Here is an 18,195-nt window from a genome sequence, read left to right on the forward strand (position 1 = left end):
GTATTTAAAATTCGGCCAGGAGCTTTCGAGCCTCTGCCACACTATAGACCGGCGCTAGGCAAGCCTGATTGCGGCAGATATGAATGGCGGTGCGACCTTGTTCGGGGGCCTTTAGCAGCTTGAGCAAGGGCAGTTCCGACGATTTTTCGGCACCGGCCAGCACCGCATCAAACAAAAAATGCCGGCTCAGCTCTTGCCGGAAATCTTCGGCGTCGGGGCCGATAATAGCAATTTCGGCGCCCGGCCGCAGCAGTGCCGCGTAGAGCGAGGCCCAATTGGCCAGGTGTTGCGCTTCCCTCACCACTAAGTGCCGCACTTGGGCCAGCATGTTGGCCGCCAAATCGGTGTAGCGCGGGTTTTCGAGGTGGCGGCCCAAGCGGCGCAGGTTGTGCGCCATCACCGAGTTGGAGCTTGGAATGACGTTGTCCATTAGCTCCTTTTTGCGGGCAATGAGGGCTTCGGCCCGGCGGTCGGTGTAGAAAAACTGCGTTTCGGCGGGGTCGAAAAAATTATCTAGCACGTACTCAGTCAGGGCCTCCGCCTCGCGCAGCCAGCTTTCCCCGAAGCTGACTTCGTAGAGGCTGATGTAGGCCTGGATGACCAGCGCAAAATCCTCCAAAAAGCCGTTGATGCTGGCGCGGCCGTTTTTGCAGGTGCGGAACAAGCCCGCGCCGTTGCGTAGGTTTTTTTGGATAAATGCTGCGTTGTGCTCCGCCATTACCAGGAATTCGGGCTCGCCGAAGGCGCGGTAGGCGTCCGTCAGGCCTTGCAGCATTAGGGCATTCCAGCCGGTGAGCACCTTGTCGTCGAGGCCGGGGCGCACGCGGGTGGCACGCACAGCCATAATCTTCTGCTTCCAGCCGGCCATCAGTTCGGGCACGATACCAGCCGTGAGCTGGTGCGCGGCGGCAAAATCGGCGTCGCTTTGGCGGCGGTGCAGGATGTTGCGCCCGTGCTCCCAATTGCCCAGCGCCGTGCAGTTGTAGTAAGCCGAAAACAGCGGCTCCTCGTCGCCCAGAATATCGCGCAGCTCGTCCTTCGTGAAGACGTAAAACTTACCCTCCTCGCCCTCGCTATCGGCATCGAGGGAAGAATAGAAGCCGCCCTCCGCATTCGTAAGCTCCAGCCGAACGAACTCAATGGTATCGTAAACCACCTCCCGAAACAGCTCATCTTGCGTGAGTTGAAAGGCTTCGCTGTATAAGCTCACCAGCTGCCCGTTGTCGTACAGCATCTTCTCGAAGTGCGGGGCCAGCCACTCGGCATCCACTGAGTAGCGCGCAAAGCCGCCGTGCACCTGGTCGTAAATACCGCCCCAGGCCATTTCGCGCAGCGTCAGTACCGCTTGGTTGAGCACCGCCGGGCTGCCGCTGATGGCGTAGGCCCGCAGCAAAAGCCGCCAGATACCGGGCATTGGAAACTTCGGCGCGCGGTTCATCCCGCCGCGTTCCCGGTCAAACTGCGTGCTGAGGTTGTACACCAGTAGCTTGAATTCGTCGTCCGATACACCGGCCGGACCGGTTTCTGGCGTGCCGCCAAGGGCTTCCTGCGCTGCGTGCCCGTTTGACGCGCCATATTTCTGCAGTTCGCTGGCGCCGATGACTTCCATAAACCGCTCGGCCGACTGTTCCAATTCAGCCCGGTGCTCACCCGCGTAAGCTTCGCCGATGTTGGCCAGCAGTTTCGTCCAGTTGCCCGGCGAGAAATACGTGCCGCCGTAAAACGGCTTGGCTTCTGAGGTCAAAAACACATTTAGCGGCCAGCCGCCCTGCAGGCCCATGGCGTGCAGGGCCTCTATGTACACCTGGTCTACATCGGGACGCTCCTCGCGGTCTACCTTGATGCAGACGAAGTGCTGGTTCATTACCTCGGCCACCGCTACATTCTCGAAGGATTCGCGCTCCATCACGTGACACCAGTGGCAGGCTGCGTAGCCAATGCTCACCAGAATGGGCTTCTGTTCGGCCTTGGCCCGGTTGAGCGCCTCCGGGCCCCAAGGATACCAGTCCACGGGGTTGTGGGCATGCTGCTGCAGGTAAGGGCTGGTTTCTTGGGCAAGACGATTGGAGAAGAACGAAGCGTGAGTCATAGCAAAAAGAAGGGGAGAGCCTTAAAACGACAAACCCGGCGGAAAGGGCCGGGTTTGTAATTTATTCAGCGGATTTGGCTGGCTTCCTGGCCGCTTTGGGTTTGGCGGCTTGTTTTTCGTTGTTAGTACCCGTTTTAGCCGCTTTGGGCTTGGCCGGCGCTTTCACAGGAGCTTTGGGCGCCTTTTTAGCTCTAGCCGCCGGCTTAGGCTCAGGAGCGGCGCTTGCAGCCGAAACAGGCGGTGCAATCTCCAAAGTTGCCTCCACTATTTCCGGCAATGGTGCCAGGGGCGCCGGCTTGGCTTTGGGTTTTGTGGCCGTTGGCTTCTTTGCCGCCTTCATTTTGGGCTCCGCCTTGGTGGGGTTAGCGTTTGTGGCAGCGTCTGGTGTTTCCAACGGCGCCGCAGGCGCCACCAAAGAAGCCGATGAGCCTTTCATACGGCCTGCGGCCACTTGCGTGCGTACCTGGGAGGCATCGGGCACGGGCACAACCGGCGTGTCGACTGCCGGCTTTTCCGTCCGCGCCCCGCTGATTGCACGGGCCTTGGCCCGGCGCGGCGAGCGGCGAGCAGGCGTATTGCCGTCGCCAGAGGGCGTTACGTCAGCATTTATTGCCGAAACAGGGCTCTCCGTTTGAGCAAGCTCGTTGGACGCAATGGCGGGAGCCACTTCTTCGCCGGCCGGCTGCCTGGTAGTCTCAATTACTGCGCTGCCAACCGCAGGGGTTGGTGCTTCGTTTTCAGTGACTTCTGCTGCTGGTGCGGCAGTGCCCATGGCCGGATTGGCCTTTGCCGCGTTTTTCTTCTTCCGGTTGCGGCTGTTGCGCGTCGCCGGTGCGTTAGCCTCAGAAGCCAATGGGGCAGGAGAGGGCTCGTTCGATACTGCAGGTATTTCCAACGGCGGAATGGCAGGCGTCGGCAACGGCAGCGCCGCATCCACGGGCGCTGTGGTCTCTGCGCTGGGCTCCAACGGTGCCGCAAACAGCGGCCCCCGACGGCCCCCCCGTTTCACCGGCACCGATTTAACAATGACGCTGGATTTCTTTGGCTCTGTTGTCTCAGACGGTTGGCCAACGGCAGCAGCTGCCGCCGGGCTGTCCGGCTCAGCCGAGTCGTCTCCTGGCATGGCACTGCTCAGTGCTTGGTTTTCGGCTTCAGCCGCCAGGCGCAGCGCGTGCTTGCGCGCCGTGCGCTTGGCCCCACCCCGCGAGCGGCGTTTCTTTTTCTTCGCCGGCTCGGCGTTGGCCGCCGTGTCAGCCCCGGCCACCAAATCAGCCGCCAAAGGCGCAGGTGCCAGCTCCATCAGGTTCGCTTCGAGCGCAGCCACGGCTTCTGCCCGTGCCTCCGGCACAATAACCGGCGCATCTGCCGTTTCGCCAGCAAAAGCGGCCGTTTGGAACTGCTCGTTCTCCGTGGGCTGACCTTGCCGATTTCGGCCGCGTCCATCGCGCCGTCCCCGCTCCGGGCGCTGCCCCCGTTGTGCCCGAAACTCTTCCGGCGACAAGCGCGGGCGGTTTTCTGAGCTGGCCGGTTGGGTTGCGGCGGCCAACGTGGCATCAGCGGCCCTGGCTACTTCTGTCGCATCAGAGCTGCTGCGTTCCACCGCCGATACTTGGGAGCCCTCGCCGATATCAATCCGCTCTTCGTCGTCCTCCAGTTCGGCCACCAGCTCTGGCTGCCGCGGCTCGGGCAAGGCTGCCAGCTGCGTACGCACTGTGCGCAGCTCGTCGCTCACTTCTACCCGGCGCAGGCTCAGCTGCTCCAGCTTCTGCAAGGTGCTTTCCAGGAATTGCCGGTGCTCGGGCGCCCCCGCATGCAGCGGCCGGTGACCCAGCGACTGCCGCACCGAAGCCCATTCCTTGCGGAAGCGACCGAAATCAGCATCGAAATACGCACGCGCAAACTTCTCCCAGATGTAATCCTCCGCCACTTCCGACGGATGCAGCATGTCGGCCGCATAAAAACGGTAGTCGCGCAAGTCGTCCACCAGCAGTTCATACGCCGGGAAATAAGCCACGCCCGGCAGCAGGTCGCTCACAATGTGCGTGGCCACCCGCAACACCGATTTGCTAACTGCATTCAATTGCAAGGTCTCTTTTAAATGCCGCACCGGGCTCACCGTCAGCACAAAGCGCACTTTGGGATTGATGCGGCGCAGGTAAGCATGGGTTTCAGCCAGCGCATTGATAATTTCATCCGGCGTCAGCAGCTCGCGCACGAACAGGTCGGCGGGCTGCTTGTGGCAGTTATTCACCAGTTCGCCGGTTTCGCGCAGGCGGTAGGCCCAGGCCGTGCCCAGTGTCAGGAGTACCACATCGGCGTTGCGCACATACTCACTAGTGCGCCGCACCAGTTCCTGAATGTGCTGCAGCAATTCCACCGGCGACTCGGCCCCAATGCTGCCGTGCAGGTCGTAGCTCTGCCAGCGGCCGCGTGCCTCCACTATGTGCTGCTGCCAGTCCACATCCTCACCAGCAGCTGCGCGCAAGAGCTGCGCCAGCGCCAGCGGCTGAAACACGGTGCCAAACGGGTTCACCAGTGCATCCACCTTATTGGCTAGCAGGCGTGAGCCGATGCTGTCGGCAAAGCAGGAGCCCATGGTCAGGACCCGCGCCGTGCGCGCAAGCTGGTCGGTGGCCGGGGCAATAGAAAGTTCAGTTCTAAACATCAAAGCAAAAATAGCCCGCCGGGCCATATAGCGCCGGGGCAGCATAAAAAAAGCCCTGCCGGCTGGCAGGGCTTTTCAAACAAAGTGCAGCGCTGAAACTACTCAGCTACTACGCGGAATTTCACCGTGTGCTTCACTTCCTTGTGCAGGTTGGCGGTAGCGGTGTAGTCGCCAGCAGCCGAAGGCTCCTGGTCGAACGACAGACGCTTGCGGTCCACGTCCACACCTTTGGCTTTCAGGGCGTCAGCCAGCTGCAGGGTGGTCACGCGGCCGAAGATTTTGCCGCTTTCGCCCACCTTAGCCGGAATCTCCAGCACGGTTTCGCCGATTTGGTCGGCAATGGCTTGCGCGTCACCTTTGATTTTGTCGGCTTTGTGAGCGGCTTGACGCACGTTCTCGGCCGTAATTTTCTTGTTAGTCTTGTCGGCCAGCATGGCCAGACCCTGCGGGAGCAGGTAGTTGCGACCATAACCGGATTTCACGGTCACGATGTCGTTCTTGTACCCGAGGCCCTTAACGTCGTCTTTGAGGATGATTTCCATGTCTTGCAGAAATTCTGAGTGTTGAATGTTGAGGGTTGAGTTGGAAAATCCACGCTCAACATTCAACACTCAACCCTCAACATTCAAAATTTATTTCAGGGCGTCGGCTACGTACGGCATCAGGGCGAGGTGACGGGCCTTAGCGATGGCCTGGGTCACTTTGCGCTGGAATTTCAGGCTGGTGCCGGTGAGGCGACGGGGCAGCACGCGGCCCTGCTCGTTCACAAACTTCAGCAGGAAGTTCGGGTCTTTGTAGTCCACGTACTTAATGCCGTTCTTTTTGAAGCGGCAGTACTTCTTGCGGTTGTCCTGGGGCTTGTTGGTAGCGCCGCGGTCGTTGTTGCGGTTGAATGCGGGAGATGCCATGTCGTTGCTAGATTATTGGGCTACGGCTTCGGTTTCTTTGGCCGCCTTCTGCTGGTTCATTTCGCCATTGCGGCGACGGTTGTTGTACTCCACAGCGTGCTTGTCGAGCACGGTCGTGAGGAAGCGGATAACCCGCTCGTCGCGACGGAAAGCCAGCTCCAGCGTGTCTACCACGTTGCCTTCACCCGTGAAGGTGACGCAGAAGTAGTAGCCGGTGCTCTTCTTTTGAATCGGGTAAGCCAGCTTGCGCAGGCCCCAGGCTTCGGTGGATACAATGGCGGCGCTATTTTCCTTAAGCACCTGGGTGAACTTCTCGACCGTTTCTTGCACTTGGCTCTCGTTCAGCACGGGAGTCACAATGAAGACCGTCTCGTAATTTCTAACTTCCATTACGATGGTGGTGAATTGTGGGGATTGAAAAAATGAATTGGGGTGCAAATGTACTGACATTCCGTTAGATTGCCAAGTGCACCCGGGAGGTATTTGCTTTTAAAGCTTCGAACTCCGCACCCTATACTTATAAGGTATACTCTATGCTTGCCAGAGTCGCACTTGGCCGGAAGCATAGGTAATCCATCCCAACGGCGCACCAACCCAAACAGCATCAGCACCAGGCAGTGCGCCGTTCATAGCATAGGGGAGTGCTGATTTAACTATCAATAAGCATTTCAGGAAGATGCAGCAGTGAGCTATTTAGCATCATTCTAAATAAGCTTTCAAGGCATGCGCTAGAGCCAAAAATGCCATCCTGCTTTTTGCCGCCTACGATTCCTGACCTACATTTGTGGCCTTGAAATGCCCCTAGCGTTTCGTTTTACCGTCTATTTCCCGTATGAATAGCCTTCGACTCCGTTCGTTACCTCATCTGTTGCTGGCCCTCGTGCTCACTTTTGCCGGCGTTCAGCAGGCTTCGGCCCAAGGTGCTGCCGCCGACGTGAATAAAAAAGGGGTTGCCCCTGGTGCGACCGCTGCTGCCACCCCGGCAACGGCCACTACTCCCGCCGCTGGCGGTGGTGACGCCGCTGCCATTGCTGCCGGCGATGCTCTCTTCAAAGGCAACTGCGCCCAGTGCCACGCCGTGAACGAGCAAGTAGTAGGTCCTGCCCTGGCTGGCATCACCAAGCGCCGCCCCGTTTCCTGGCTCATTCCGTGGGTAAAGAACTCCAGCAAAGTGGTGGCCAGCGGCGATGACTACGCCGTGGCCCTATTCAACAAGTTCAACAAGCAGCAGATGCCTTCGTTCGCCCTGTCGGACAAGGAAATCACCTCGATTCTGGCTTATGTGACTTCGCAAGAAGGCCAAGCTACTGCCGCAACCGGTGGCCCAACTGCTGGCAACGCAGCCGCTGCCGACGGCAAGGCTGATGCAGCTGGCGCCGAAGAAGGTGCTGGCAAGTATGTAGACATCTTGCTGATTGTCCTAGTTGTAGTGCTGATTGTGCTGGTGGTGACGCTGGTTATCATTGGCAACCTGATGAAAGACGTGCTGCGTGGCCGCAAGGACCTCGACGGCCGCGACATCGAAATCCTGGAGCAGCGCTTCGACTGGGGCAAGCTGTACCGCTCGCCCGTGATGCGCGGTATTGTAGGGACGGTTTTCGCTCTGGTTTTACTTTATGAAGGTGTGCAAAGCGTAATGGCCGTGGGCCTGACCCAAGGTTACCAGCCCACCCAGCCCATTGCTTTCTCGCACAAGCTGCACGCCGGCGAGCACCAGATTAACTGCGCGTACTGCCACACTTCGGTTTACAAGGCCAAGTCGGCCAACATTCCTTCGGCCAACATCTGTATGAACTGCCACTCGCAGATTAAGACGGAGTCGCCCGAAATCAAGAAAATCTACCGCGCCATCGAGCGCAAGCAGCCCATCCAGTGGGTGCGCGTGCACAACCTGCCCGACCTGGCTTACTTCAACCACTCGCAGCACACGCAGGTGGCCGGCCTCCAGTGCCAGACCTGCCACGGCCCCATCCAGAACATGGAAGTGGTATACCAGTATTCGGCCCTCACCATGGGCTGGTGCATCAACTGCCACCGCGAGATGCCCCTCAACACGAAGGACAACAAGTACTACGACAACCTCGTGAAGCTGCACGACACCAAGAACGCCGGTGCGCCCTTCACCGTGTCGTCGAACGGCGGCACCGAGTGCTCGAAGTGCCACTACTAAGCATCATTTTCTTAGTAATCAGTACTGGGTAGTCAGTATTGAAACTACTTGATATCGATTACTGACTACCCACTACTGACTACTGATTACCATTTCAAATGAAGTACTGGAAAGGAATTGAGGAACTGGACAATACCCCGGAGTTCATGCAGTCGGCATTCGCCGAGTTCATGCCGGTGAAGGAGAGCCACGAAAGCAAAGATGCGACGTCGGCTCCCCGCCGCGATTTCCTCAAGCTCATGGGTTTCGGGGTGGCTGCCGCCACCTTGGCTTCGTGCGAGACGCCCGTCCGCAAAGCCATTCCTTACCTGAACAAGCCGGAGGAAATTGACCCGACCATTGCCAACTACTACGCTTCTACTTACTTCACGGGAGCGGATTACAACTCCGTGTTGGTAAAGTCGCGCGAAGGTCGGCCCATCAAACTCGAAGGCAACCCCGAGTCGCCCATCACCAAAGGTGGTTTATCGGCCCGCGCGCAAGCTGCTGTGCTGAGCCTCTACGATGGTGGTCGCCTGCAACACTTCGCCATCAAGGGCCAGAAGGCCGAGGTGAGTCAAGTAGACCAGGAAATCCGCACGAAGCTGGCCAGCACCACGGGTCGCATCGCCATCGTGTCGCCCACCATCATCAGCCCCAGCACGAAGAAGGCCATTGCCGAGTTCGCCAGCCGCTACCCGAACACCACGCACGTGATGTACGATGCGCAGTCGGCCAGCGCCCTGCTGCAAGCCAACGGCGGCGTGGTACCCGGCTACGACTTCAGCAAAGCCACGGTGATTGTGAGCCTCGGCGCCGACTTCCTCGGTACCTGGATTTCGCCGGTTGAGTACGCTAAGCAGTACGTGGTAAACCGCAAGGTGAACACGAACAAGCGCACGATGTCGCGCCACTTCCAGTTCGAAACCAACATGTCGCTCACCGGCACCAACGCCGACGTGCGCGTCCCGGTGAAACCTTCGGAAATGGGCGCCACCGCGTTGGCCCTGTATAACGCCGTAGTAGGCGGCGCCGGTGCCGACCCCAAAACCAAACTGGGCATGGCCGCCGCCGAGCTGAAAGCCGCTGGTGCCACCGGCTTGGTGGTATCGGGCTCGAACGACCCGGCTGTTCAAACGCTGGTTACCGCCATCAACCAGTCGCTGGGCAATGCTGGTACCACCATTGGTACCGCCGCCAGCAACGTGCGCCAAGGCGACGATGCTCGCATGGCTGCGCTGGTGAATGACATGAATAATGGGGCTGTAGGCGCCGTTATTTTCTACAACGCAAACCCGGTATACAACCATCCGCTGGGCGACAAAGTGAAGTCGGGCATTGCCAAAGTGCCGCTGACCATTTCGCTCAACGACCGTCTGGACGAAACCGGCAGCCTCTGCCAATACGCCGCTCCCGACAACCACTGGCTGGAGTCGTGGAACGACTTCGAGCCCAAAGCAGGCTACCTCAGCCTATCGCAGCCGGTTATCACGCCCATCTTCACTACGCGTCAGGCCCAGGAAAGCCTGCTGAAATGGGCCGGCAACAACACCTCTTACTACAAATACCTGCGCGCCAACTGGCGTGGCATCACCCCGACGGATGCCGCCTGGGATAAGGCCGTGCACGATGGCGTGCTGATGGGCACCGCCCTGCCCGCCGCCCAGGCTCCAGCCACACCGGCCATGAGCCCAGCCGCCGCCGCTTCGCAACTCAGCGGTGCTGCCAAGCCGAGTGGTGTAGAGCTGGCACTGTACGAGAAAGTAGGCATCAGCGCTGCTGGCAGCGAAGCCAACAACCCCTTCCTGCAAGAGCTGCCCGACCCGGTTTCGAAAGCGACCTGGGGCAACTACGTGGCCGTGCCGCGCAAGATGGCCATCGAGCAGAAGTGGGAGCAGAACGACGTGCTGAAGATTACGGCCAACGGCCGCAGCATCGAGCTGCCCGTGCTGATTCAGCCCGGCCAAGCCAATGGCACGGTGAGCATCGCCCTCGGCTACGGTCGCACGCTGGCTGGCAAGGCTGGCGATAAAGTAGGGGAGAACGCCGCTGTGCTGGCTATGACCAACAACGGCATTCAGTACATGAATGTGGTGACGCTGGCCAAGACCGGTGCTACCTCGCCAATCGCTCAGACCCAGACGCACCAGACGTTGATGGACCGCCGCCCGGTGGTGCAGGAAAACACGTTGGCCAAGTACAAAGAGAACCCCAAGGAGGTAACCGAGTACGAGAAAATTTCCACGCCTGATGGCTTGGAAGCTCCGAACAAGGTGTCGTTGTGGCAGGACTACCAGTACAACAACCACCACTGGGGCATGGCCATCGACCTCAACTCGTGCATCGGCTGCGGCTCGTGCGTGATTGGGTGCCAGACGGAGAACAACGTGGCCGTAGTGGGCAAGCAGCAGGTGATTAACCGTCGCGAAATGCACTGGATGCGCATCGACCGCTACTACAGCTCCGACACGCACAAGGATTCGTTCGAAACCAAAGGCAAGCTGGACACCTACGCGGCCATGGAAGACCCTTCGGAAAACCCGCAGGTGATTCACCAGCCGATGATGTGCCAGCAGTGCAACCACGCCCCCTGCGAAACGGTGTGCCCCGTACTGGCTACCACGCACAGCTCGGAAGGTCTCAACCAGATGACCTACAACCGTTGCATCGGCACGCGCTACTGCGCCAACAACTGCCCGTACAAAGTGCGTCGCTTCAACTGGTTCTCGTACTACTCGAATGAGAAGTTCGAAATCGTGAACGGCCACATGTTCACGGACCTCGGCCGCATGGTGCTGAACCCGGACGTAACCGTTCGTGCCCGCGGTGTGATGGAGAAATGCTCGTTCTGCGTGCAGCGCATTCAGCTCGGCAAGCTCGAAGCCAAGAAGCAGAAGCGTCGTCCGAAAGACGGCGAGATTGTGACGGCCTGCGCCCAATCCTGCCCCACTGAAGCCATCGTATTTGGTGACATGAAGGACCCCAACAGCCGCATCAGCCAACTGCTGCGCCGTGAAGACGGGGAGCGCGCCTTCCACTCGCTCGACTCCATCAACGTGCAGCCGAACGTGACGTACCTGACGAAGATTCGCAACGCCGAGTCGGAGTTCTTCGCTAAAGAAAACGCTTAATTCTTACCATATATGCAGCACGTATCATCCTTACGCGAGCCGCTCGTAACCGGCGGTAAGACGTTACACGACGTCACGCAGGACATTTGCTATCAGGTAGAGGCCAAACCCAACCTGCGTTGGATGGCGGCCCTGAGCGTGGCCCTCTTCTTCCTCGGCGTTTTCTTCTACTCGGTGTACCGCACCGTGTGGTACGGCATCGGCGAGTGGGGTCTGAACAAAACAGTTAACTGGGCCTGGGACATCACCAACTTCGTATGGTGGGTAGGTATCGGCCACGCCGGCACCCTGATTTCGGCCGTACTGCTGCTGTTTCGTCAGAAGTGGCGGAGCTCCATCAACCGTGCCGCCGAGGCAATGACCATCTTCGCCGTAATCTGCGCCGCCATGTTCCCGGTGCTGCACATGGGCCGTCCGTGGTTGGCTTTCTGGGTATTCCCGCTGCAAAACACGTTCGGTTCGTTGTGGGCCAACTTCAATTCGCCGCTGCTCTGGGACGTATTCGCCATCTCGACCTACTTCACCGTGTCGCTGGTGTTCTGGTATATCGGTCTGATTCCCGACTTCGCCTCGATTCGTGACCGCGCAAAGGGCCCCATCGCTCGCTTCAGCTACTCCATGCTGAGCTTCGGCTGGAAAGGCTCGGCAAAAGCTTGGTCGCGTTACGAAACCGTGTCGCTGATTCTGGCCGGCGTTTCGACTCCGCTGGTACTCTCGGTACACACCATCGTATCGATGGACTTTGCTACCTCGGTGGTACCGGGTTGGCACACTACCATCTTCCCGCCCTACTTCGTTGCCGGGGCTATCTTCTCTGGTTTCGCCATGGTACTCACGCTGATGCTGATTACCCGCGTGGTGTTCCGCCTCGAAGACTACATTACGCTGGAGCACATTGCGCTGATGAACAAAATCATGATGGTGACCGGCTCCATCGTGGGTGTGGCTTACATCACGGAGTTCTTCATTGCCTGGTACTCGCAGGTAGAGTTTGAAGGGTACGCCTTCATCAACCGCGCTACCGGTCCTTACTGGTGGGCTTATTGGTCGATGATGACCTGCAACGTGATTACGCCGCAGCTGGTGTGGCTGCGCCGCGTGCGCTACAGCATCGGCCTCACCTTCGTGCTGTCCATCATCGTGAACATCGGGATGTGGTTCGAGCGCTTCGTAATCATCGTGACTTCGCTGCACCGCGACTACCTGCCGTCGAGCTGGGCTATGTTCTCGCCCTCCATTATCGACATCGGCCTGTACCTCGGCACGCTGGGCTTGTTCTTCACCTTGTTCCTGCTCTTCGCCAAGTTCTTCCCTGTGATTAACATGGCTGAAGTGAAAACCATCCTGAAGTACACCGGCGACAACGGCCCCACATACAATCCCAAGGCCCACGCTGCCCACGCTCATCATCCGGCCACACACGGGGCTCCGGCTTCGGCACCTGTAACCCACAACCAGCATGACTAAGCAATATGCCCTCGGCATCTTCGACGACGAAGATGTGCTGCTGCACGCCGTTGAAAACGTGCGCGCGGCGGGAGTGAAAATCTACGACGTGTTTTCGCCCTACCCGGTGCACGGCATCGATGATGCCCTTGGCATCGAACGCTCGCGCCTGCCTATCGCCGCTTTCTTCTTCGGCCTGACCGGTTTGTCGTTCGCGCTGTGGATGCAGATTTACATGCTGGGAGTCGACTGGCCGATGATTATCGGTGGTAAGCCCCACATCAGCCTGCCGGCCTTCGTGCCTGTAGCGTTCGAGCTCACGGTGTTCTTCACCTGCCACGGCATGGCCCTTACCTTCTTCACGATTACTGGTCTGTACCCGCGCTTCAAGGTGCCGGTGATGGACGTGCGCGCCACCGACGACAAGTTTGTCATGGCCATCGAGTTGGATGAAACCGGCTCGCAGTATTCTCGGCTGACTCAGCTGCTGCGCGACAACGGCGCTTCGGAAGTCAACCAAAAAGAAATGACCAATAACTAATGACGCATTCGCTGAACCTGAGCCTGCGCGTTTCGGCGCTGCTGCTGTCTTTGGGGCTGGCCACGACGGCTTGCACCCACGACGGAAACGACCCCGGCGTGGAATACGCCCCGGAGATGTACGAGTCTATCCCGTACGAGCCTCTGCGCCAAACCAGCTTTAACACCATCAACTCGTTCGGCATCAACGAGCGCACGCCGGCCAACGGCACCATTCCGCGCGGCAAGCTGAACTACTTCGACCACATTCCGAAGGACAGCGTGCGGATGGCCGAACGGATGCTCCGCAACCCATTCCCCTACACCAAAGCCAATCTGGAAGAAGGCAAAGTGCTCTACACGCGCATTTGCTCGCACTGCCACGGTGAGCAAGGTGATGGCCAGGGACCGGTAGGCGCCAAGTTCAAAGGTGTGCCGAACTACTCGGCAGGCGCTTACAAGACAATGAATGACGGCCACATCTACCACGTCATCCAGTGGGGCCGCAACCGTATGATGCCGCACGGTTCCATCGTGAACCCTGAGGAGCGTTGGAAAATCGCCATGTATGTGCGCGTGCTTCAGCGTGGCGAAGGTCCAGATGCCCTGAGCAAGCTGGTGGCTAGCGGCCCCAGCAGTACCGTCACCAGCGACTCTACCGAAACCCGCGACGCCCAGAATACGGCGCCTGTGGGCCAGGCTCAAGCAGGCAAAGCTTCCGAAACGCCTGGACAGGGCGGCACCGTTTCGCCCAACGGTTCGGGCGTTACTCAAACCCCCGGCAACAAATAACCTATGGCAACTCTGACGCACCACGAAAGCGCCACGGCTGAACAGCTCGTTGTTACGGATGGCGCCCGTAAAACATTTTTTGCCATCATCGCGGCCGGCGTGTTGGTTCTCATTCTCGGCATTCTGGCTCAGGTGATGGGCTGGGGAGCCGAAGAGCACGCCGCCGCGGCACACGCTGCCGGTGGCCACGCGGCGGCAGGTCACGCTGCTGCCGGGCACGAAGAAGGTAGCTCGGTACTGCTGAAGCGCATCATTGTTAGCTTGTGGCACAGCAACGTGTTCTTCCTCGGTGTTTCGACCATCGGTACGGTTTTCATGGCCATCAACTATGTGGCGTATGCCGGCTGGTCGGTGATGATTAAGCGTATCTCGGAAGCCCTCAGTGCTTGGATTATTCCTGGCGCGGTGATTATGCTGGTGGTTTTCATCGTAGGTCGCCACGATATCTTCCATTGGACCCACGAGGGTATCATGGACAAGATGATTAACGGCAAGCCGAACCCTGGCTACGACGAAATCATCGCCGGCAAGAGCGGTTTCCTCAACTTGCCGTTCTACCTCATCCGCATGGTGGTGTACCTCGCCATCTGGGCCTTCTTCAGCTACAAGCTGCGTCAGCTGTCGCTGGCCGAAGACCAACTGGGCGGCACGGTGTGGTTCCACAAGAGCGTGAATGCTTCGGCTCTGTTCCTCGTGCTGTATGCTGTGACGTCTTCGATGTCGGCTTGGGACTGGGTGATGTCGGTTGACACGCACTGGTTCAGCACCATGTTTGGCTGGTACGTTTTCGCTTCGTGGTGGGTATCGGGCATTTCGGCCATCGCCCTTACGGCTATCTTCCTGAAGCAAGCCGGCTACCTACGTGCTTTGTCGACCAACCACCTGCACGACCTCGGCAAGCTAATGTTTGGTTTCAGTATCTTCTGGACCTACGTGTGGTTCGCCCAGTTCATGCTGATTTGGTACGCCAACCTGCCTGAAGAAGCTGTGTACTTCAACCAGCGCCTGGGTGGCTACGAAGGCCGTTACACTGGGATGTTCTACTTCAACATCCTTATCAACTTCGTATTCCCCTTCCTCGGCTTGATGACGCGCGACGCCAAGCGCCAGATGATTATCATGAAAATCGTCTGCATTGCCATTCTGATTGGCCACTGGTCGGACTTTTATTTGATGTTTATGCCGGCAACTTTGCGCGGCGAAAATGGGTTCTTGATTGAGATTGGCATTGCCGCCATCTTCCTGGGTGCCTTCCTGATTCTCTTCACGCGCCGTTTAGCTTCGGCTTCGCTCGTGCCGGTGAATCACCCCTTCCTGGACGAAAGCATTCACCACACTACTTAAGGTTAGATTTAAGTGTACAGTATTAAGTAGCCGGCCTCAGCCGGCGCTTTTGCACAACTCTTAATACTTACTGCTCAGTACTTACTACTACAAACTCAATGACTGCTCTGACCATTTTGCTGGTGTTGGTGTTGCTGTTGGTCGTATTCGGCCTGCTGTTTCGCCTGCAGATTCTGACTTCCATTTTCTCGGGTACTTTCACCCGTGATATCGGCATGAGCAATAGCGTTAACGCTATTCTGATGATTGTATTCCTTGTTGTGGGTGGTGCCTGGTTTGCGTATTCGTTTGTTGAGAATTTCAACAAGATGAATCCGGCCATTGCCTCCGTGCACGGCCATCAGATGGAACGTATGTTCTGGACGACGATGGCGGTGATTGGCGTAGCTTTCGTCATCACCCAGGTTCTGCTGTTCGGTTACTCCTATAAGTACCAGCACAAGGAAGGCCGTCGCGCTTACTTCTTTGCTCATAACAACAAAATCGAGGTTATCTGGACGATTATCCCGGCCATTGTAATGGCTTCGCTGATTTTCGCTGGCTGGAAAGCCTGGACCCGCATAACCGGTCCGGCTCCTAAAGACTCAGTAGTGGTGGAAGTAATGGGCAAGCAGTTCAACTGGCTGGTACGTTACCCCGGCCGCGACATGAAGCTGGGCGTGATTAACTACCGCATGATTGACGCCGTGAACGAGTGGGGCTTCGACCTGAGCGACAAGTCGGCCCTCGACGACTTCACGACCAACGAAATTCACGTACCCAAAGGCGTACCGGTGCTGATTAAGATTCGCTCGCGCGACGTGTTGCACGCTGTGTACATGCCGAACTTCCGCGTGCAGATGTATGCCGTACCTGGCATGCCGACCCGCTTCTGGTTTACCCCAACGCTTTCGACCGACGAAATGCGCGCCAAGCTCGGTAACCCCAAGTTCAACTACGAACTGGCTTGCAACCAGCTTTGCGGCGGTAGCCACTTCGCTATGAAAGCCACGGTGATTGTGGACGAGCCCGACGATTATCAAAACTGGTATGCGTCGCAGCAGTCGTTCTCGGCTAAAAACCCGGACGTGCTGGCTGCTTTCCAGCAAAAAGCCAAAACGCTGGCCCAGCCGGTAGCCGCTGAGCCCGAAGCTAAGGAAACTGCTCCTGCTCCCTTAGCTGCCGCCTCTTACTAATAACATTTTAAGGTATCCTGCTATGTCAGACATGACACCTAAGCCCAATCTATCGCCTAGCGTTGAAGCGAAAGGCGGCCTTGGTACCGCCCCGGTGCCGAGCACCGAGCACGGCGACCATCTGCTTCACGACGACCATGACCACGAGCACCACGACCAGCATTGGCTGTGGAAGTATGTGTTCAGCCAAGACCATAAGCAGATTGCCAAGCAGTTCCTGATTACGGGTATGTTCTGGGCTATTCTGGGCGGCACGCTGTCCAGCTTGTTCCGCTTGCAGTTGGGTTGGCCCGAGAGTTCGTTGCAGTGGCTGACGCCCTTCCTCGGCCACTGGATTCAGGCTGGCAAGCTCAACCCGGAGTTCTACTTGGCGTTGGTAACCATGCACGGCACCATCATGGTGTTCTTCGTGCTAACCGCGGGTCTTTCAGGTACATTCTCGAACTTCCTGATTCCGCTGCAGCTTGGCGCACGTGACATGGCTTCCGGCTTCATGAATATGCTCTCGTACTGGTTCTTCTTCCTGTCGAGCGTGGTGATGTTCTCGTCGCTGTTCATCGAAACTGGCCCTGCCGCTGCTGGCTGGACTATCTACCCGCCGCTGAGTGCCCTGCCGCAGGCCATTCCCGGTTCGGGCACGGGTATGACCATGTGGTTGATGTCGATGGCATTGTTTATCGTGTCGCAGCTGCTGGGTGGCGTGAACTACGTGACTACGGTTATCAACCTGCGTACCCGCGGCATGAGCATGAGCAAAATGCCTCTCACCATCTGGGCATTTTTCCTGACAGCTATCCTCGGCATCCTGTCGTTCCCGGTGCTATTCTCGGCCGCGCTGCTGCTGATTTTTGACCGCTCGTTTGGTACCTCGTTCTTCTTGTCGGATATCTACATTGCCGGGCAGGCGCTGAGCAACCAAGGCGGTTCGCCGGTATTGTTCCAGCACTTGTTCTGGTTCCTGGGCCACCCGGAAGTGTACATTGTGATTATGCCTGCCATGGGCATGGTGTCGGAAATTCTGTCGACCAACGCCCGCAAGCCCATCTTCGGCTACCGCGCTATGATTGGCTCGCTGATTGGCATCTCGCTGCTGTCGTTCGTTGTGTGGGCTCACCACATGTTTGTGACCGGCATGAACCCCTTCCTCGGTTCGGTTTTCATGTTCCTGACGCTGATTATCGCCGTGCCCTCGGGTGTGAAGGTATTCAACTGGCTGGCTACGCTGTGGCGCGGTAACATCCGCTTCACGGCCGCAATGCTCTTCTCTATCGGCTTTGTGTCGCTGTTCATTTCGGGCGGTCTGACGGGTATTATCCTCGGCAACGCTACGCTCGACATTCAGATGCACAACACCTACTTCGTGGTAGCTCACTTCCACTTGGTAATGGGTAGCTCGGCATTCTTCGGCTTGTTTGCTGGGGTTTACCACTGGTTCCCGAAAATGTTCGGTCGCATGATGGATGAGAAGCTGGGTTACATCCACTTCTGGCTGACGTTCATCGGTGTTTATCTGGTGTTTATGCCGATGCACTACGTGGGCATTGCCGGTTTCCCCCGCCGTTACTACGCTTGGACGGGCTTTGATTCCTTTTCGCAATTTGCTGACATGAACAAGTTCATCTCGATTGCGGCCATCCTTGCTTTCCTTGCTCAGTTTATCTTCGTCTTCAACTTCTTCTACAGCATCTTCCGTGGCCGTCGGGCCAGCCAGAACCCCTGGCGCTCGACCACGCTGGAGTGGACGACGCCCATCGAGCCCGGCCACGGCAACTGGCCTGGCGAGATTCCCGCCGTGTACCGCTGGCCCTACGACTACAGCAAGCCCGGTTCGGATGTGGACTTCATTCCGCAGCACATCCCGTACTCGCAAACGCAGTCGTCGAACCTGCCCTATGAGCAGGAATTGGCCGACTAACTCAGCTGAGTTGATAAAGTCCCGAAGCGGGCCGCCTGACCGGCGGCCCGCTTTTTTTCTGC

General features: G+C 58.0%; 13 protein-coding genes. 8 read left to right on the forward strand and 5 right to left on the reverse strand.

Going from position 1 to position 18,195, the window contains the following annotated elements; all coding sequences use genetic code 11:
* Window positions 1-4: 4 nt before the first annotated feature.
* From I2I01_RS10990 to rpsF, 5 genes are all read right to left on the reverse strand, one after another.
* Window positions 5-2,089 (reverse strand): thioredoxin domain-containing protein, encoded by a 2,085-nt coding sequence (locus I2I01_RS10990; protein ID WP_196286484.1) that lies wholly within the window; start codon window positions 2,087-2,089, stop codon window positions 5-7.
* 61 nt (window positions 2,090-2,150) lie between these two features.
* Entirely contained in the window at window positions 2,151-4,754 is a 2,604-nt protein-coding gene (locus I2I01_RS10995; protein ID WP_196286485.1) for a GSCFA domain-containing protein, read from the reverse strand.
* Window positions 4,755-4,852: 98 nt separating this feature from the next.
* Entirely contained in the window at window positions 4,853-5,296 is a 444-nt protein-coding gene (rplI, locus tag I2I01_RS11000; RefSeq protein WP_196286486.1) for a 50S ribosomal protein L9, read from the reverse strand.
* 90 nt (window positions 5,297-5,386) lie between these two features.
* Complete coding sequence (gene rpsR / locus I2I01_RS11005) at window positions 5,387-5,662, reverse strand: 30S ribosomal protein S18 (protein ID WP_196286487.1); 276 nt, start codon at window positions 5,660-5,662, stop codon at window positions 5,387-5,389.
* A 12-nt stretch (window positions 5,663-5,674) separates the two neighbouring features.
* The gene (gene rpsF / locus I2I01_RS11010; protein ID WP_196286488.1) at window positions 5,675-6,052 is read right to left on the reverse strand and encodes a 30S ribosomal protein S6; all 378 of its coding nucleotides are present in this window, start codon (window positions 6,050-6,052) and stop codon (window positions 5,675-5,677) included.
* Between the two features lie 442 nt (window positions 6,053-6,494).
* Here rpsF and I2I01_RS11015 point away from each other — a divergent pair, with 442 nt between their 5' ends.
* From I2I01_RS11015 to I2I01_RS11050, 8 genes are all read left to right on the forward strand, one after another.
* Complete coding sequence (locus tag I2I01_RS11015) at window positions 6,495-7,832, forward strand: cytochrome c3 family protein (RefSeq protein WP_196286489.1); 1,338 nt, start codon at window positions 6,495-6,497, stop codon at window positions 7,830-7,832.
* Between the two features lie 98 nt (window positions 7,833-7,930).
* The gene (locus tag I2I01_RS11020) at window positions 7,931-10,942 is read left to right on the forward strand and encodes a TAT-variant-translocated molybdopterin oxidoreductase (RefSeq protein ID WP_196286490.1); all 3,012 of its coding nucleotides are present in this window, start codon (window positions 7,931-7,933) and stop codon (window positions 10,940-10,942) included.
* 12 nt (window positions 10,943-10,954) lie between these two features.
* The gene (gene nrfD, locus I2I01_RS11025) at window positions 10,955-12,409 is read left to right on the forward strand and encodes an NrfD/PsrC family molybdoenzyme membrane anchor subunit (RefSeq protein ID WP_196286491.1); all 1,455 of its coding nucleotides are present in this window, start codon (window positions 10,955-10,957) and stop codon (window positions 12,407-12,409) included.
* On the forward strand, window positions 12,402-12,929 hold the full coding sequence (locus I2I01_RS11030; protein ID WP_196286492.1) for a DUF3341 domain-containing protein: 528 nt from the start codon (window positions 12,402-12,404) through the stop codon (window positions 12,927-12,929). Before nrfD ends, I2I01_RS11030 begins: the two co-directional genes overlap by 8 nt.
* Window positions 12,929-13,699: a c-type cytochrome gene (locus tag I2I01_RS11035; RefSeq protein WP_196286493.1), complete on the forward strand. Its 771-nt coding sequence runs from the start codon at window positions 12,929-12,931 to the stop codon at window positions 13,697-13,699. Before I2I01_RS11030 ends, I2I01_RS11035 begins: the two co-directional genes overlap by 1 nt.
* A 3-nt stretch (window positions 13,700-13,702) precedes the next feature.
* Entirely contained in the window at window positions 13,703-15,043 is a 1,341-nt protein-coding gene (locus I2I01_RS11040; protein ID WP_196286494.1) for a quinol:cytochrome C oxidoreductase, read from the forward strand.
* Between the two features lie 98 nt (window positions 15,044-15,141).
* On the forward strand, window positions 15,142-16,218 hold the full coding sequence (locus tag I2I01_RS11045; RefSeq protein ID WP_196286495.1) for a cytochrome c oxidase subunit II: 1,077 nt from the start codon (window positions 15,142-15,144) through the stop codon (window positions 16,216-16,218).
* Window positions 16,219-16,249: 31 nt separating this feature from the next.
* A complete protein-coding gene (locus tag I2I01_RS11050; protein WP_196286496.1) occupies window positions 16,250-18,133 on the forward strand; it encodes a cytochrome c oxidase subunit I in 1,884 nt (627 codons plus the stop codon).
* Window positions 18,134-18,195: the final 62 nt, after the last annotated feature.

The organism is Hymenobacter properus (assembly GCF_015694735.1).
Classification (GTDB): domain Bacteria; phylum Bacteroidota; class Bacteroidia; order Cytophagales; family Hymenobacteraceae; genus Hymenobacter; species Hymenobacter properus.

Excerpts from the sequence above, each read along its gene's own strand:
- I2I01_RS10990 (WP_196286484.1), bottom strand. The coding sequence starts at position 2,089 with ATGACTCACGCTTCGTTCTTCTCCAATCGTCTTGCCCAAGAAACCAGC.
- I2I01_RS10995 (WP_196286485.1), bottom strand. The coding sequence starts at position 4,754 with ATGTTTAGAACTGAACTTTCTATTGCCCCGGCCACCGACCAGCTTGCG.
- rplI (WP_196286486.1), bottom strand. The coding sequence starts at position 5,296 with ATGGAAATCATCCTCAAAGACGACGTTAAGGGCCTCGGGTACAAGAAC.
- rpsR (WP_196286487.1), bottom strand. The coding sequence starts at position 5,662 with ATGGCATCTCCCGCATTCAACCGCAACAACGACCGCGGCGCTACCAAC.
- rpsF (WP_196286488.1), bottom strand. The coding sequence starts at position 6,052 with ATGGAAGTTAGAAATTACGAGACGGTCTTCATTGTGACTCCCGTGCTG.
- I2I01_RS11015 (WP_196286489.1), top strand. The coding sequence starts at position 6,495 with ATGAATAGCCTTCGACTCCGTTCGTTACCTCATCTGTTGCTGGCCCTC.
- I2I01_RS11020 (WP_196286490.1), top strand. The coding sequence starts at position 7,931 with ATGAAGTACTGGAAAGGAATTGAGGAACTGGACAATACCCCGGAGTTC.
- nrfD (WP_196286491.1), top strand. The coding sequence starts at position 10,955 with ATGCAGCACGTATCATCCTTACGCGAGCCGCTCGTAACCGGCGGTAAG.
- I2I01_RS11030 (WP_196286492.1), top strand. The coding sequence starts at position 12,402 with ATGACTAAGCAATATGCCCTCGGCATCTTCGACGACGAAGATGTGCTG.
- I2I01_RS11035 (WP_196286493.1), top strand. The coding sequence starts at position 12,929 with ATGACGCATTCGCTGAACCTGAGCCTGCGCGTTTCGGCGCTGCTGCTG.
- I2I01_RS11040 (WP_196286494.1), top strand. The coding sequence starts at position 13,703 with ATGGCAACTCTGACGCACCACGAAAGCGCCACGGCTGAACAGCTCGTT.
- I2I01_RS11045 (WP_196286495.1), top strand. The coding sequence starts at position 15,142 with ATGACTGCTCTGACCATTTTGCTGGTGTTGGTGTTGCTGTTGGTCGTA.
- I2I01_RS11050 (WP_196286496.1), top strand. The coding sequence starts at position 16,250 with ATGACACCTAAGCCCAATCTATCGCCTAGCGTTGAAGCGAAAGGCGGC.